The organism is Microbacterium sp., assembly GCF_044340635.1.
Classification (GTDB): domain Bacteria; phylum Actinomycetota; class Actinomycetes; order Actinomycetales; family Microbacteriaceae; genus Microbacterium.
On the sequence record NZ_JBIITF010000002.1, the window covers coordinates 302457 to 318634 of the forward strand.

Annotated in this window: 12 protein-coding genes; 5 read left to right on the forward strand and 7 right to left on the reverse strand. The window is 67.4% G+C overall.

Features of this window, described 5'->3' with window-relative positions; all coding sequences use genetic code 11:
* Positions 1 to 13: 13 nt before the first annotated feature.
* Both ACIQ0W_RS03235 and ACIQ0W_RS03240 read left to right on the forward strand, forming a co-directional pair.
* Positions 14 to 1219, forward strand: a complete 1206-nt coding sequence (locus tag ACIQ0W_RS03235; protein ID WP_396641414.1) for a thiolase family protein — start codon at positions 14 to 16, stop codon at positions 1217 to 1219.
* 5 nt (positions 1220 to 1224) lie between these two features.
* On the forward strand, positions 1225 to 3366 hold the full coding sequence (locus ACIQ0W_RS03240; RefSeq protein WP_396641415.1) for a 3-hydroxyacyl-CoA dehydrogenase NAD-binding domain-containing protein: 2142 nt from the start codon (positions 1225 to 1227) through the stop codon (positions 3364 to 3366).
* 57 nt (positions 3367 to 3423) lie between these two features.
* On the opposite strand, the gene dxs is transcribed toward ACIQ0W_RS03240, so the two are convergent.
* From dxs to dut, 5 genes are all read right to left on the reverse strand, one after another.
* Entirely contained in the window at positions 3424 to 5388 is a 1965-nt protein-coding gene (dxs, locus tag ACIQ0W_RS03245; RefSeq protein ID WP_396641416.1) for a 1-deoxy-D-xylulose-5-phosphate synthase, read from the reverse strand.
* Positions 5389 to 5497: 109 nt separating this feature from the next.
* The gene (locus tag ACIQ0W_RS03250; protein WP_396641417.1) at positions 5498 to 8332 is read right to left on the reverse strand and encodes an aconitate hydratase; all 2835 of its coding nucleotides are present in this window, start codon (positions 8330 to 8332) and stop codon (positions 5498 to 5500) included.
* 179 nt (positions 8333 to 8511) lie between these two features.
* Positions 8512 to 9309: a DUF3159 domain-containing protein gene (locus ACIQ0W_RS03255; protein ID WP_396641418.1), complete on the reverse strand. Its 798-nt coding sequence runs from the start codon at positions 9307 to 9309 to the stop codon at positions 8512 to 8514.
* Complete coding sequence (locus ACIQ0W_RS03260; RefSeq protein WP_396641419.1) at positions 9306 to 9908, reverse strand: DUF3710 domain-containing protein; 603 nt, start codon at positions 9906 to 9908, stop codon at positions 9306 to 9308. Before ACIQ0W_RS03260 ends, ACIQ0W_RS03255 begins: the two co-directional genes overlap by 4 nt.
* On the reverse strand, positions 9905 to 10366 hold the full coding sequence (gene dut, locus ACIQ0W_RS03265; protein WP_396641420.1) for a dUTP diphosphatase: 462 nt from the start codon (positions 10364 to 10366) through the stop codon (positions 9905 to 9907). The genes ACIQ0W_RS03260 and dut overlap by 4 nt, the downstream gene beginning before the upstream one ends.
* Positions 10367 to 10378: 12 nt before the next feature.
* Between dut and ACIQ0W_RS03270 the strand changes: the two genes are divergently transcribed.
* Positions 10379 to 10870: a DUF3093 domain-containing protein gene (locus ACIQ0W_RS03270; protein ID WP_396641421.1), complete on the forward strand. Its 492-nt coding sequence runs from the start codon at positions 10379 to 10381 to the stop codon at positions 10868 to 10870.
* On the opposite strand, the gene ACIQ0W_RS03275 is transcribed toward ACIQ0W_RS03270, so the two are convergent.
* Complete coding sequence (locus ACIQ0W_RS03275; protein ID WP_396641422.1) at positions 10828 to 11118, reverse strand: DUF4193 domain-containing protein; 291 nt, start codon at positions 11116 to 11118, stop codon at positions 10828 to 10830. The genes ACIQ0W_RS03270 and ACIQ0W_RS03275 overlap by 43 nt on opposite strands.
* Before the next feature lie 206 nt (positions 11119 to 11324).
* Here ACIQ0W_RS03275 and sepH point away from each other — a divergent pair, with 206 nt between their 5' ends.
* Positions 11325 to 12317: a septation protein SepH gene (gene sepH, locus ACIQ0W_RS03280; RefSeq protein WP_396641423.1), complete on the forward strand. Its 993-nt coding sequence runs from the start codon at positions 11325 to 11327 to the stop codon at positions 12315 to 12317.
* A gap of 14 nt (positions 12318 to 12331) precedes the next feature.
* Here the strand turns inward: sepH and ACIQ0W_RS03285 are convergent, their stop codons facing one another.
* Positions 12332 to 13471 carry an alkaline phosphatase family protein gene (locus ACIQ0W_RS03285; RefSeq protein WP_396641424.1) on the reverse strand — a complete coding sequence of 380 codons (1140 nt, stop codon included), beginning with the start codon at positions 13469 to 13471 and terminating at the stop codon, positions 12332 to 12334.
* A gap of 54 nt (positions 13472 to 13525) precedes the next feature.
* Here ACIQ0W_RS03285 and ACIQ0W_RS03290 point away from each other — a divergent pair, with 54 nt between their 5' ends.
* Entirely contained in the window at positions 13526 to 15955 is a 2430-nt protein-coding gene (locus ACIQ0W_RS03290) for a DNA topoisomerase (ATP-hydrolyzing) subunit A (RefSeq protein WP_396641425.1), read from the forward strand.
* The last annotated feature ends 223 nt before the right edge of the window (positions 15956 to 16178 follow it).

A 16178-nucleotide genomic window follows, 5' to 3' on the forward strand; every position in this document is an offset into this window, starting at 1 on the left:
ATCTGGAGGCAGTGTGGCCGTGAACTCGGACGTCTATTTCGTCGATGGTGTGCGTACCCCGTTCGGGCGCGCGGGCGAAAAGGGCATGTACTGGAATACCCGTGCCGACGACCTCATCGTGAAGGCGATGATCGGTTTGATGGAGCGCAACCCCGACGTACCGGGTGAGCGCATCGACGACGTGGCCATCGCAGCCACCACCCAGCAGGGCGACCAGGGACTCACTCTCGGTCGTTCCGCGGCGATCCTCGCGGGCCTGCCGCAGTCCGTACCCGGGTTCGCGATCGACCGCATGTGTGCGGGTGCGATGACGAGCGTCACGACCCTCGCGGGCGGCATCGGCATGGGCATGTACGACCTCGCGATCGCGGGTGGCGTCGAGCACATGGGTCGTCACCCCCTCGGCATCGGAGCCGACCCGAACCCGCGATTCCTCACCGAGAAGCTCGTCTCGGCCGATGCCCTCAACATGGGCGTGACCGCGGAGCGCATCCACGATCGCTTCCCGCACCTCACCAAAGAGCGTGCGGATCGCTTCGGGATGTTGAGTCAGCAGAAGGTGCAGGCGGCATACGACGCCGGCGTCATCCAGCCCGACCTCGTTCCCGTCGCCATCAAGAATGCGGACGGAGCATGGGGCCTCGCCACCGAGGACGAGGGACGTCGTCCCGAGACCACGATGGAGGGCCTCGCCGCCCTCAAGACCCCCTTCCGTCCCCACGGCCGCGTCACGGCCGGGACGTCATCGCCCCTGACGGATGGCGCGACCGTGAGCCTGCTCGCGGGCGGCGCTGCCGCTAAGGAACTTGGTCTCGAGCCCAAGATGAAGCTCGTGTCGTTCGCCTTCGCGGGCGTCCAGCCCGAGATCATGGGCATCGGACCGGTCCCCTCGACCGAGAAGGCGCTCAAGAAGGCCGGTCTGACGATCGACGACATCGGCCTGTTCGAGCTGAACGAGGCGTTCGCCATCCAGGTCCTGTCGCTCCTCGATCACTTCGGCGTCGCCGACGACGACCCGCGCGTGAACCCCTGGGGTGGCGCCATTGCCGTCGGACACCCCCTCGCCGCATCCGGTGTCCGCCTGATGATCCAGCTCGCCGCGCAGTTCAAGACTCGCCCAGACGTGCGTTATGGCCTCACGGCCATGTGCGTGGGGCTCGGCCAGGGCGGTTCGGTCATCTGGGAGAACCCCTTCTACGACGGCAAGAAGCGGAAGTGATCGGAATGACGAACTACGAATCGATCGATTTCTCCCCCCTCGAGGCACTCAGCGCCGACGAGGTCGTCACGCGCTCCATCGTCCGCGACGTGCGCCTGGCCAGCGGCAAGGTGCTCGCCCTGATCACGCTCGACAACGGACGCGATCACACGCGACCCAACACCCTGGGACCGGCGACCCTGGCCGCGCTCGACGAGACGCTCACGGGTCTCGCCAAACGTGCCGCGGACGGTGAGATCCAGGCGGTCGGCATCACCGGCAAGTCCTACATCCTCGCCGCCGGCGCCGACCTCTCCGAGGTCTCGAAGCTCCCGTCGCGCGAGATCGCCCTGTTGATCGCCCAGCGCGGGCACCAGACCCTCGGTCGCCTGTCCGAGCTCGGGGTGCCGAGCTTCGCGTTCGTGAACGGGCTCGCGCTCGGCGGCGGACTCGAGATCGCCCTCAACTCGACGTATCGCACGGTGGACGCCTCCGCCGCGGCGATCGCGCTCCCCGAGGTGTTCCTGGGGCTCATCCCCGGTTGGGGTGGTGCGTACCTGCTCCCGAACCTGATCGGTATCGAGAACGCCCTCGAGGTCGTCATCTCGAACCCGCTCAAGCAGAACCGCATGCTCAAGCCGCAGCAGGCGTTCGATCTCGGGATCATGGATGCGATCTTCCCGGCCTCCAGCTACCTCGAAAGCTCCCTCCGCTGGGCCGACGGCGTGCTCTCGGGCTCCATCAAGGTCTCACGCAAGAACGAGCCGGGCAAGATCGAGCGCCTCACCAAGTGGCCGATCGCGATCAAGGTCGCGCGCAACATGCTCGAGAACCGGATCGGTACGGTTCCCCGCTCCCCGTACGTCGCCCTCGACCTGCTCGAGAAGGCGAAGTCGGGCACGAAGGCCGAAGGATTCGCGCGTGAGGACGAGGCCCTCGCCGACCTGATCGCCGGCGACCAGTTCGCCGCCTCGATGTATGCCTTCGATCTCGTTCAGAAGCGCGCGAAGCGGCCCGTCGGAGCCCCCGACAAGGCCCTCGCGAAGCCCGTCACGAAGGTCGGCATCATCGGTGCCGGCCTGATGGCGAGCCAGTTCGCACTGCTCTTCGTCCGCAAGCTCCAGGTCCCGGTTCTGATCACCGACCTCGACCAGGCCCGCGTCGACAAGGGCGTGGCACACATCCACGACGAGATCGGAAAGCTCGAGGCGAAGGGTCGCCTGGACGGCGACGCCGCCAACAAGCTGCGGAGCCTCGTGCGCGGCACGACCGACAAGTCCGAGTATGCGGACTGCGACTTCGTCATCGAGGCCGTCTTCGAAGAGGTCGGCGTCAAGCAGCAGGTGTTCGCCGAGATCGAGGCCGTCGTCGCCGACGACGCGATCCTCGCGACCAACACCTCGTCGCTGTCGGTCGCCGAGATCGGGTCGAAGCTGGCACATCCGGAGCGGTTGGTCGGGTTCCACTTCTTCAACCCGGTCGCCGTCATGCCGCTCATCGAGATCGTTCGGATCGACGCGACGACGGATGCTGCGCTCTCGACCGCCTTCGTCGTCGCGAAGGGCCTCGGCAAGAACGCGGTTCTCACCGCGGACGCACCGGGTTTCGTCGTCAACCGACTCCTCGCGAAGGTCATGGGCGAAGCCGCACGCGCCGTATACGAGGGCACTCCGTTGCTCACCGTCGAGAAGGCGTTCGCGCCCCTCGGACTGCCGATGTCGCCGTTCCAGCTGATCGACCTGGTCGGATGGAAGGTCGCGGCCCACGTGCAGGACACGATGGCTGCTGCCTTCCCCGACCGCTACTTCGCCTCCGAGAACTTCCACCAGCTCGCCGAGCTACCCGAGGTCGTGGAGAAGGACAAGAACGGCAAGGTCACGGGGTGGACGAAGGCCGCGCAGAAGGTGCTCGAGACAGCATCCTCACCGGTCTCCGAGGACGAGATCCTGAACCGGGTGCAGACGGGGCTCGCGCAGGAGATGAAGATCATGCTCGATGAGGGCGTCGTGCCCGAGGTCGAGGACATCGACCTGTGCCTGATCCTGGGAGCCGCCTGGCCCTTCATCGACGGCGGAGCATCGCCCTACCTGGATCGGGTCGGTGCCTCCGAGAGCGCGTTCGGTGCGACGTTCCACCAGCCGCCCATCCGCGGCATCGCCGCGCGCTGACGACCAACGAAGAGGGGGTCTAACCACACGGTTCGACCCCCTTTTCGTTTATGCGATTCAGGCGCCGCGCGTGTCGTCGCGTTCACGCAAGCGGACGTCGCTGAGCCACACCGGCTGATCCTCGGGCTGCCGCGCAACGGGGATTCGCGTGCCGAGCACCTGGGAAACGACATCCTGAGCGATCTTCGGTGCGGTGAGCCCCGCATCCGCGAGAATCTGGCCGCGGGATGCGTGGTCGATGAACTCATCCGGCAGGCCGAGCTCATCGACGGCCGTGTCGACACCGGCCTCTCGCAGCACCTGGCGAATCCGGGTGCCGATACCGCCGACACGGATGCCGTCCTCGATCGTGATGACGAGGCGGTGTCGTGCGGCGAAGTCGACCACCGATGGTGCAACGGGAACGACCCAGCGCGGGTCGATCACGGTCGCCCCGATGCCCTGGGCCGCCAAACGTTCTGCGACATCCATGGCGATATGCGCCATGGGTCCGATACCCACGAGCAGAACGTCTTCGCTCGCGCCGCGCGCGAGAACGTCCGTGCCATCGGCCAGTCGCTCGAGAGCGGGCAGGTCCACTCCGACCTCGCCCTTCGGGAAACGCACGACCGTGGGCCCGTCATCGACCGCAACAGCCTCGTCGAGCGTCTCGCGCAACCGTGCGGCGTCACGTGGGGCGGCGATGCGGATGTGCGGCACGAGCTGCAGCATCGCCAGATCCCAGATGCCGTGATGACTCGGCCCATCAGGGCCCGTCACGCCGGCCCGGTCAAGCACGAAGGTCACACCCGCGCGGTGTAGGCCGACATCCATCATCACCTGATCGAACGCGCGGTTCATGAACGTCGCGTAGATCGCGACCACGGGGTGCAGGCCGCCGTACGCAAGACCCGCGGCGGAGGCCACCGCGTGCTGCTCGGCGATGCCGACGTCATAGACACGATCGGGATACTTCTGGGCGAACGGCAGCAGACCGACCGGACGGAGCATCGCCGCCGTCATCGCGATGACGTCTTCGCGCTCGTCACCGATCTTCACCAGCTGTTCGGAGAAGACATCCGTCCATGCCGTCGGGGCCTCGCCACCGAGCGTCACGCCCGTCAGTGGATCGATGCGACCCACCGCGTGGAACTGGTCCGCCTCGTCGTTGCGAGCCGGCTCGAAGCCCTGGCCCTTCTCGGTGATCGTGTGGACGATGACCGGCGCGCCGTACTCCTTCGCCAGACGCAGGGTCTCGATGAGCGTTTCGAGATCATGCCCGTCAACCGGACCCAAGTACTTGATATCGAGATTGGAATACAGCGCCGCGTTGTTCGCGAAACGCGAGAGGAATCCGTGCGCCCCGCCACGGAGACCGCGGTACATCGCGCGACCGGCAGGGCCCAGCCGGGAGAAGAACGACCCGGACGAGCGGTACAGCGTCTGGTACGCCTCGTTCGTGCGAACGCGGTTCAGGTACCGCGCCATGCCGCCGATCGTCGGCGCGTACGAGCGACCGTTGTCGTTGACGATGATCACCAGATTGCGATCGTTGTCGTCCGAGATGTTGTTGAGCGCCTCCCACGTCATACCGCCCGTCAGGGCGCCATCGCCGACGACGGCGACGACGTGACGGTCGCGGCGGCCTGTGCGGGTCAGAGCCCGCGAGACACCATCGGCCCAGCTGAGTGAGCTCGAGGCGTGGGATGACTCGACGACATCGTGCTCGCTCTCGGACCTCTGCGGATAGCCCGCGAGGCCGCCACGGGTACGCAGCCCGTCGAAATTCTGGCGACCCGTGAGCAGCTTGTGCACGTACGACTGGTGGCCGGTGTCGAAGATGATCGGGTCGTTCGGCGAATCGAAGACGCGGTGCAGTGCAACGGTCAGCTCGACGACCCCGAGGTTCGGACCGAGGTGACCGCCCGTCCGGGACACGTTCTCGATGAGGAACGTTCGGATCTCGGCCGAAAGTTCGGCGAGCTGTTCAACCGTGAGTGCGTCCAGATCACGCGGACTCGAAATCGTCTCCAGCAGACCCATGCCACTCCCTTCGCGGGCGTGCGCGGCCCTCTCGAAAGTCTAGCTCGGTGCCCGGCGAGCGGGCGGGACGCTGGCGGATAGCAGGCCCGCCGCTCGCCGGATGCGCCGGTCAGACCAGCGAACGCAGCACGTACTGGAGGATGCCACCGTTGCGGTAGTAGTCGGCCTCAGCAGGCGTGTCGATGCGGACGACGGCCTCGAACTCCACGGTCGCCTTGCCCTCCGCCGAGAATTCGCTCGGAGTCGCCGTGACCGTGACCGTCTTGGGTGTGACGCCCTCGTTGAGCTTCTCGAGGCCGGTGATCGAGACGATCTCGGTGCCGTCGAGACCGAGCGACTCCCAGCTCTCGCCCGCGGGGAACTGCAGGGGCACGACGCCCATGCCGATCAGGTTCGAGCGGTGAATGCGCTCGAAGCTCTCGGTGATGACGGCCTTGACACCCAGCAGGCTCGTGCCCTTGGCCGCCCAGTCACGCGACGAGCCCGACCCGTACTCCTTGCCGCCGAAGATCACGAGCGGCGTGCCCTGCGCGGCGTAGTTCTCGCTGGCGTCGTAGATGAACGACTGCGGGCCGCCAGGTTGCGTGAAGTCACGGGTGTACCCACCCTCGACGACCGCACCGTCGTTGACGGCGCTGACGAGCGCGTTCTTGAGACGGATGTTCGCGAACGTGCCGCGGATCATGACCTCGTGGTTGCCACGACGCGAGCCGTACGAGTTGAAGTCCTTCTGGCGCACGCCGTGCTGCTCGAGGTACTTCGCCGCGGGCGTACCGATCTTGATGTTTCCGGCCGGGCTGATGTGGTCGGTCGTGACCGAGTCGCCGAGGGTCGCCATGACGCGCGCACCCTGGATGTCGCTGACCGGGGTCAGCTCCATCGTCATACCGTCGAAGTACGGCGCCTTGCGGACGTACGTCGAGTCCTCGTCCCATTCGAAGACGGGACCGGTCGGCGTCGGGAGGTTCTTCCAGCGCTCGTCGCCCTCGAAGACCGTCGCGTACTGGGTGATGAACTGCTCGCGCGAGATCGAGTAGTTGATGACCTCTTGCACCTCGTCGGGTGCCGGCCAGATGTCCTTGAGGAAGACATCCTGTCCCGACGAGTCCTTGCCGAGTGCATCGGTCTCGAAGTCGAAGTTCATCGAGCCCGCGAGCGCGTACGCCACCACGAGCGGGGGCGACGCGAGGTAGTTCATCTTCACGTCGGGGCTGATGCGGCCCTCGAAGTTGCGGTTGCCGGACAGCACCGCGGTGACGGCCAGGTCGTGGTCGTTGATCGCGGCCGAGACCTCTTCGATGAGCGGACCCGAGTTACCGATACAGATCGTGCAGCCGTAACCGACCGTGAAGAAGCCGAGCGCTTCGAGCGACTTGTCGAGTCCGGACTTCTCGTAGTAGTCGGTCACGACCTTCGACCCGGGGCCGAGTGTGGTCTTGACCCACGGCTTGCTCTTCAGGCCCTTCTCGACGGCCTTCTGCGCGAGGAGCCCCGCGGCGATCATGACAGACGGGTTGGACGTGTTCGTGCACGAGGTGATCGCGGCCAGCGTGACCGCGCCGTTGTCGATCGTGTACGGCGAGCCCTCGGCCGGGGTGATGTGGACGGGGTTCGACGCGGCGTGCCGTCCCCCGCTCGAGATGTGCACGTCGTGCGTCTCGGTCTCTTCTTCACCCGGAGCCCCGCCCGGGTCGGATGCCGGGAACGAGCCCTGCGACTCGAGGTCGACGATCGACTCCGAGGTCGACGCGGTCGCGTAGTTGAGGATGTCCTTCTGGAACTGAGCCTTCGACTCCGAGAGCAGGATGCGGTCTTGCGGGCGCTTGGGCCCGGCGATCGAGGGGACGACGGTCGACAGGTCGAGTTCCATGTACTCGCTGAACGCGGGCTCACGGGAGGCGTCGTGCCAGAGCGTCTGCTCCTTGGCGTAGGCCTCGACCAGGGCGACCGCCTGCTCGTCGCGGCCGGTCAGGCGCAGGTACTCGATCGTGACGTCGTCGATCGGGAACATCGCCGCGGTGGAGCCGAACTCGGGGCTCATGTTTCCGATGGTGGCGCGGTTGGCGAGGGGCACCGAGCCGACTCCGTCGCCGTAGAACTCGACGAACTTGCCGACGACACCGTGCTTGCGCAGCATGTCGGTGATCGTGAGGACGACGTCCGTCGCCGTTACGCCGGCCGGGATCTCGCCGGTCAGCTTGAATCCCACGACGCGCGGGATCAGCATCGAGACCGGCTGACCGAGCATTGCGGCCTCTGCTTCGATTCCGCCGACACCCCAGCCGAGCACGCCGAGGCCGTTCACCATGGTGGTGTGCGAATCCGTGCCGACACAGGTGTCGGGGTACGCGCGCAGCACTCCATCGACCGTACGGTCGTAGATGACCTTGGCGAGGTGCTCGATGTTGACCTGGTGGACGATTCCGGTTCCGGGAGGGACGACCTTAAAGTCGTGGAACGCCGTCTGGCCCCAACGGAGGAACTGGTAACGCTCGCCGTTGCGCTCGTACTCGATCTCGACGTTCCGCTCGAGCGCGTTCTCGGAGCCGAAGAGGTCGGCGATGACCGAGTGGTCGATGACCATCTCGGCGGGCGAGAGCGGGTTGATCTTGTCCGGGTTTCCGCCGAGCGTCGTGACGGCTTCACGCATCGTGGCGAGGTCGACGATGCACGGCACGCCCGTGAAGTCCTGCATCACGACGCGCGCGGGCGTGAACTGGATCTCGGTGTCGGGCTCGGCCGCGGCGTCCCACGATCCGAGCGCCTCGATCTGAGCACGCGTGACGTTCGCGCCGTCCTCGGTGCGAAGCAGGTTCTCGAGCAGCACCTTCAGGCTGAACGGGAGCTTGTCGTACCCCTCGACGGCGTCGAGCCGGAAGATCTCGTAGTCGGTTCCCCCGACTGTCAGGGTGCTCTGCGCTCCGAAGCTGTTGACCGATGCCACGATGCCGTCTCCTTCAGGTAGCTGACCACTCACCGGCCTCCATCTTCCCGGGGCGTTCCGGGCGAGGCTAGCAAGGCGACCCTAACCAGGGTGCGCCGCATTGCGGCGAGGGGGAAGGGGGTCGATTTATCTTGATGTCGAGATAAATCGTACCACCGGGCGGGGTCAGAGCAGCCGCGTCAGGCGGGCTCGTCCACGTCCTTCTTGGCCGCAGGCGGGTAGAGCGCTCGTACGACCAGGTAGCTCACCGCGAGGAGCGGCGCGAACAAGGGAATCCCCATGACGAGCTTCAGCGTGCCGAGCGCCGTGACGTTGTCGGCCAGGTAGAGCGGGAACTGCACGAGCAGACGGGCCGCGAAGAGCGCGGCCCACGCGATCGCCAGCCAGAAGAAAGCGCGCCGTTTGCGGCGGTCACGTCGCCAGGCCGTTCCTTCACCCATCAGGAATCCCACGGCGAGGCCGATGATCGACCATCCCGCGAACGCCGAGATCAGGAAGGCGGCACCGTAGACGACATTCGTGACGAAGCCCGGAATGAAGTTGTTGCTCGCCTCGCCCGTGAAGATCGCGAAGGCCGCAGCGACCACGACCGCGAGGAGACCGCTGACGGCGGAGGTGACGGGCTGGCGCGCGATGAGCCGCGCGATCGTGAAGAGAGCCGCGATCCCGACGGAGAGACCAAGAGACCACCACAGGTCGCCATCACCCGTTTCGGCATCCATCGTCAACGTGTAGACGGCGATGAAAACGATGCCGGGGACGACCGCTTCGACGACCCCCCGCCATCCGCCCATCGCGTGCCACACCACGTGGCCGGTCGATCGATCTGCGTTCGGGTCGAGGCCGGCACGACGTGCGGCCCCTGCGAGAGCCGATCCGAGCGCGTCCGAAGCCGACGGTGCCGGCGGTGGCGTCAGCGCGGGATCCGACCCCCCATCCGGAAGGGGATCCCGGCGTGCGGACTGAGGGTCGGTCACGCCGAACCCGGGGTCGCGGGCATCTTCAGCGGAATGAATTCACGCGGCGGCATGGGCGTTCCGCCGCGGACCACGACGATGGACCGGAAGAGGTCCTCGACCTGCGCCGCTGCGTCGATATCGGATGCACCGGCTCCGCCGATCACGCCGCGCAAGAACCACCGCGGCCCATCCACACCCACGAACCGCGCCAGGCGTTTGCCCGATGTCCCCTCCGCGCCGGCGATGACGGGCACCTCGGCGAGCAGTTCCGGCCCGAGCGGACCGTCCCGCTCTTCCACCCGACCGCCTTGCTGCCGCACCTGCTCGCGGATCTGAGCGCGCGTCTCGTGCCACAGCCCGCCGGTGCGGGGCGCCGCGAACGGCTGCACCTGCAACGTGGATCCGGCATAGTCCAAGCCCACAGCGACGATGCGCTTGGACTGCTCCTCGATCTCGAGGCGCAGGTTGAGTCCCTCGCGGGGCAGCACTTTGATCCCGCCCAGGTCGATGTAGGGACGAACGGGGTTCGCCTCGGATTCGTCGAAGGGACCCCCCGTCGCACGGTCAGCGGGCGCGGACTTGGCCGCCGGGTCTACGGTCGTGCCGTCGTCGCTCATGCGCCGACCTCCTGTGCTTGAGGTGCCTGGTAGCCGGTGGACCCGAACCCGCCTTCGCCGCGAACACTCTCGGGGAGTGTCTCGACCGGGACGAAGTTCGCCCGGCTCACGGGCATGACGATGAGTTGCGCGATGCGATCACCCAAGGCGATGTCATAGGGCTCGGTGGCATCCGTGTTCAACAGAGTCACCTTGATCTCGCCGCGATATCCGGCATCGACCGTGCCCGGTGAATTGACGATCGTGATGCCGTGCTTGGTCGCCAGCCCGCTGCGTGGCACGACGAACGCGACATAACCGTCGGGCAGCGCGATCGAGACACCCGTGCCGACGAGCGCGCGCTGGCCGGGGGCCAACCGCACCGACTCAGCTGAGACCAGATCGGCGCCGGCGTCACCGGGGTGAGCGTAGGTCGGAGGTTCTGGAGCGATAATGAGAACGTCCACGGAATCGGTCACTCATCGAGGGTAATGCAGAAGCAACGCACGGAGTATCGCGAGCGGCTGACGCCCTCGCTCTGGATTCTGGTGTCCGCCGCGGTCGTCGGTCCGATGGCCGCGCTCGTCCTCGCACCACTCGACCCGACGCTCGCGCTCGTCGTCGGCGCCATCGTGGGGGCACTGATCATCGCGGCGCTCGTCGCCCTGTCGCCCGTCATCGATGTGCGGGAGGGGATGCTGCGCGCCGGGCGTGCGCGCATCGGCGTCGAATGGCTCGGCGCCCCGGTGCCGTTCTCGGGTGACGAAGCGCGCAACGCCCGCGGACCGGGACTCGACCGCGATTCGTGGCTCGTCATCCGGGGCGGGATCGACGGGATCGTGGTCGTCCCACTCGAGGACCCGGACGACCCTGCGGTGTCGTGGGTCATCTCGACCCGCACCCCCGACCGCCTCGCGGCGGCGATCAACCGGGCGCGTGCTTACGCGCAGTCGCGGCAGATGAGTCCGACCGAGTCTTCGTGATCGACCTGTGAGCGGTGCTTCACCAGGAAGCAGCTCACGCACGTGAACTCGTCTTCCTGAGGCGGCAGCACGACGACGTCCAGCTCCAGGTCGGAGAGGTCCGCCCCGGGCAATTCGAAGCCCGAGGGGTTGTCGGCGTCCTCGACATCGACGGCACCGGAAAGCTTGTCGGGAACGCGCTCCTTCAGGGCCTCGATCGACTCGCTGTCGTCGTCGGTCTTGCGGGGAGCGTCGTAGTCCGTAGCCATGGGGTTTAGGTCACTTCTTTCATTGCGTGCAGTGGAGCGGGTGCCGAACAGGCGGCGCTAGTTTGCATGACCGCAGGGCATTTAGCAAATGCTGCGTTCCGACATCCGCTCGGAAGCAAACGGGCGGCGCGCGCTGGATATTCCCGGGACCGACCCACACGCGTGTAACGATGGCGGAACCGGAAACGCGGAAGAAGGCGTGTCGCATGAAAGAGCTCAAGGTCATCCGCACCGAGGATGAGCGACTGATCGTAGCGACGGACTCGGGCGAAACATTCGCCCTGGTGATAGATGATGTCCTGCGCACTGAGGTTCGTCGCGCCCATTCGGCGCCGGAATCAGGCGCCGCCCGACCCAGCCCGCGCGAGATCCAGGCGCAGATTCGCTCGGGTCTGTCGGCGCAGGAGGTGGCGCAGCTGCTCGGCGCTCGACTCGAAGATGTCATTCGCTACGAAGGCCCCGTCCTCGCGGAACGCGAGCACATCGTCGGTCTCGCCCTCGCCGTGCCCGTTCTGCTCGGCGCGGTCGATGACGCTGAGGCTCAGCCCACATTCGGCGCGGCGATGCGGGCGAAGCTCGCCGAAGTCGCGGCCGCAGGCGAGCGCTGGTCGAGCTGGAAAGATCCCTCCGGATGGATCGTCAAGCTGCAGTTCCAGGTCGGAGACATCGAGCACGACGCCCGCTGGAGCTTCGACCCGCGGCGGAGCGCGCTCTCGCCGCTCAACGCCGACGCGCAGCAGCTCTCCCGCCAGGGGTCCCTGCCCGAAGGTCTGATCCCCCGACTGCGCGCGCTGGACTCCGCGCCGTCGATCAAGGACGACACCCGGTTCGACAGCGGCGCATTCGGTCCGCGTCGCGATCTCGACCCGTCCGCTGCCCCCGCGGCCTCCGAGGCCGCCGTCAATCGCGCTACCGAAACCTCGAACACGAGCGCCGAGACCGCGGACCTGCTCGAGGCCCTACGTCGTCGGCGCGGGCAGCGCGAGAGTGCTCCGGGAATGACGGAAGAAAACGCGGCACCGGCTGCTCCCGTCGCCCTCTTCGACGCACTCGAGCCGGGCTACGACGACCAAACCGCCCCGGCGGAACCGCGCGAAGACACCGTCGTGGCCGATGCTCAGGGCCGACGACGCGGTCGTAACGCGATGCCGTCGTGGGACGAGATCGTCTTCGGCGCACGCGGCGACGGCGACCAGTAAGCACGACGGGTCAGTCAGTTCGGGGCATACGCACCGAGCCGGATGAGCGGGACGATGCGCTCCGCCGACGTCAGCGACCCGTGCTGGCCGATCATCCTCTGCGACGCCTTGTCCGTGAGACGGTCGTCGTAGTACGCCACCCGACCCCGGGCCGCGACGAGCACGTCGCCGATCCGCGGCATCACCACCGGATCGACCTCACCGAAGAGCCCCGCCGCGACAGCCTCATCGCGCGAGAGGATCCACGATCGAGCCGACTCCGAAGCGCGCCAACGCTCGAGCACCGACTCGGCCAAACCGGGTTCGGCGTACAGATGCAGCATCCGCGGCTCTCCCGCGATGTCCGCGACGCCCTCGACCAGGTCGTCGCCCTCCCGCAGCAGAACATGACCGGTGCTGGGCACATCGACCATGCCGTGGTCGGCCGTGACGAGCACGCCGACGTCAGCGGGCAGCGCGGACCCGAGCGAGCGCACCGCGCCATCCGCTTCCTCGAGCGCCGCGATCCACTCGTCGGACTCCCACCCGTAGCGGTGTCCCGCAGAATCGAGCTCGGGTGCGTAGGCGTACACGAGGCGCCCCCGGGCGGCTGTGGCGTGTTCGAGCGCGAGCGCGAGCCTGTCCGTGAACGATGCCGCCGAGTCGAAGGTCGAGCCGCGGAAGGCCGCCCGGGTGAACCCCGAGTGACGGTACTCCTCACGGCTGACGACGAAGCCCTCGACGCCGACGGATGCCGCGGTCTCGAACAGCGTCGGCCGCCGCTGCCACACGGCGGGGTCGAGTCCGTCGGACTCCCAGCCCGTCAGCTGGTTCGCGAGCACGCCCGTGTCGGGCACACGGACGCGGTACCCGACGATCCCGTGCGCGCCCGGATCGGTGCCGGTCATCAGGCTCGTGAGCGCGGCGGCGGTGGTCGTCGGGAAAACGGAGCGCGCGACATCCTTCTTGCGCATGACGGATGTCAGAAACCGGCCATGACCGCCGCGCGCAGTCAGGTTCGCGGCTCCGAGACCATCGATCACGACGACGATCGCGCTGCGTGCGGGCGGCAGCGCCGAGCTCCCGGACGACGACGTGAGCGAGGCGACGGCATCCGGCACCAGAGCGGTGAGGCTCCGGGCGTGAGCGGGCTCCGCCGGTAGCATGAAAGACATCGGGGCCAGTCTCGCACACGTGCCAACGGCCCTCGTTTCCGCCCGAAGGACCCTATGCCCGCACCTGTTTCCGAGCCCCCTGCCGAGCGCATCGAAGATGTCGACGTCTCCAGCGAGATGCAGGGGTCTTTCCTCGAGTACGCCTATTCGGTGATCTACTCGCGGGCACTGCCCGACGCCCGCGACGGAATGAAGCCGGTCCAGCGCCGCATCGTCTACCAGATGTCCGAGATGGGACTCCGTCCGGACCGCGGGCACGTCAAGAGCGCACGCGTCGTCGGCGAGGTCATGGGAAAGCTCCACCCCCACGGTGACGCGCCCATCTACGACGCCCTCGTGCGCCTCGCCCAACCGTTCTCCCAGCGCGTGCCCATGGTCGACGGGCACGGAAACTTCGGCTCGCTCGATGATGGGCCCGCGGCATCCCGATACACCGAGGCCCGCCTCGCACCCGCGGCGCTCGCGATGGCCGAGGGACTCGACGAAGACGTCGTCGACTTCATCCCGAACTACGACAACCAGTTCCAGCAGCCCGAGGTCCTGCCCGCGGCGTACCCGAACCTGTTGGTCAACGGCGCGAGCGGCATCGCCGTGGGCATGGCGACGAACATGGCGCCCCACAACCTCATCGAGGTCGTCGGCGCCGCCATCCACCTGCTCGAGAACCCCGATGCGACTCTCGACGACCTGATGGCGTACGTGCCAGGGCCCGATCTGCCCTCGGGTGGTGTCATCGTCGGACTTGACGGCATCCGGGACGCCTACGAGACCGGCCGCGGATCGTTCAAGACCCGCGCGCGCACCTCGATCGAGAGCCTCGGCCCCCGCAAGACGGGCATCGTCGTCACCGAGCTGCCGTACCTGGTCGGCCCGGAGCGCGTCATCGAGAAGATCAAGGATGCCGTTCAGTCCAAGAAGCTGCAGGGCATCAGCGACGTGGCTGACCTGACGGACCGCACGCACGGCACGCGCCTCGTCATCGGTATCAAGACGGGTTTCGATCCGCAGGCCGTCCTCGAGCAGCTGTACCGGCTGACGCCGCTCGAGGACTCTTTCAGCATCAACAACGTCGCCCTCGTCGAGGGCCAGCCGCGCACGCTCGGGCTGCGCGAGCTGCTGCGCGTCTACGTCGACCACCGCCTCTCGGTCGTCACCCGCCGCAGCCGTTACCGGCTCGATCGTCGCCGCGAGCGGCTGCACCTCGTCGAGGGCCTGTTGATCGCGATCCTCGACATCGACGAGGTCATCCAGGTCATCCGCGCATCCGATGACGGCGAGCAGGCCCGCACCCGACTGATGGAGGTTTTCGACCTCAGTCAGCTGCAGGCCGAGTACATCCTCGAGCTGCGCCTGCGGCGCCTGACGAAGTTCTCGCGTATCGAGCTCGAGGCCGAGCGCGACCAGCTGCTCGCGGAGATCGCCCAGCTCGAAGAACTGCTCGGAAGCGACGCTCTCCTGCGCAAGCAGGTCGCCACCGAACTCGACGCGATCGCCGAGAAGCTCGGCACTCCGCGCCGGACGCTCCTCACGAACGCTGCGCCCGCGATCGCGCGCCCGTCGCGCAATGCTCCGATCCTCGAGATCGTGGATGCGCCGACCGTCGTGATCCTGTCGACGACCGGCCGCGCCGTGCGCGTGGATCTGTCCGAGGGTACCGAGATCGTCTCGCCCACGCGTCGGAGCAAGCACGACGCGCTGCTGACCGAGGTGCGCACGACGGTACGGGGCGAACTCGGCGCGATCACGAACCGCGGACGACTACTGCGTTTCAGTCCGGTCGACCTGCCCTCGGTGCCCCCCGCATCCGTTCAGCTCGCCGCGGGGGTCGCCCTGCGCGACTACCTCGGTCTCACCGACAAGGCCGAGCGGGTCGTGATGCTCACCCGCCTCGACGTCGACGCACCCCTCGCGATCGGTACCCGCAAGGGCATCGTGAAGCGCATCGTCCCGTCCGCGCTGCCGCCGAAACCCGAGATCGAGATCATCGCGCTCAAGCCGGGCGATGGCGTTGTGGGTGCGGCATCCGCACCCGACGAGTCCGAGCTCGTCTTCGTCTCGGACGACGCGCGCCTGCTGCGTTTCGCGGCATCGTCGGTGCGTCCGCAGGGCGCCTCGGCGGGCGGCATGGCGGGAATGAACATCGGATCGGCCAATGCGATCTTCTTCGGCGCCGTCAGCGAGGCGGAAGTCGTCGTCGTCACCGTCTCGGGTACGGCCGGAGCACTTCCCGGAACCGACGCGGGTCGCGCCAAGGTGTCCGAGTTCGCGGAGTTCCCCGCGAAGGGTCGCGCGACCGGTGGTGTACGCGCACACGCGTTCCTGAAGGGTGAGGACGAGCTGACGCTCGCCTGGGTGGGTGCCGCTCCCCCGCGCGCGGTCGGGACGGATGGTTCCGCACGCACCCTCCCGGAGCCCGGGGCGAAGCGGGATGCCTCGGGTCAGCCGCTCGACGCGGCGGTCGGCTCGGTCGGCCGCGCCCTCTAGCCCCGGCGGAATACCCCACGCTCCCTGAGCCTGTCGAAGGGAGCACCGGAACGCCGTCGGCACAACGGGTCACTTCGACAGGCTCAGTGACCGGAGGGCACAACGGGTCACTTCGACAGGCTCAGTGACCGGAGGGCACAACGGGTCACTTCGACAGGCTCAGTGACCGGAGGGCACAACGGGTCACTTCGACAGGCTCAGTGACCGGAGGGCACAACGGGTC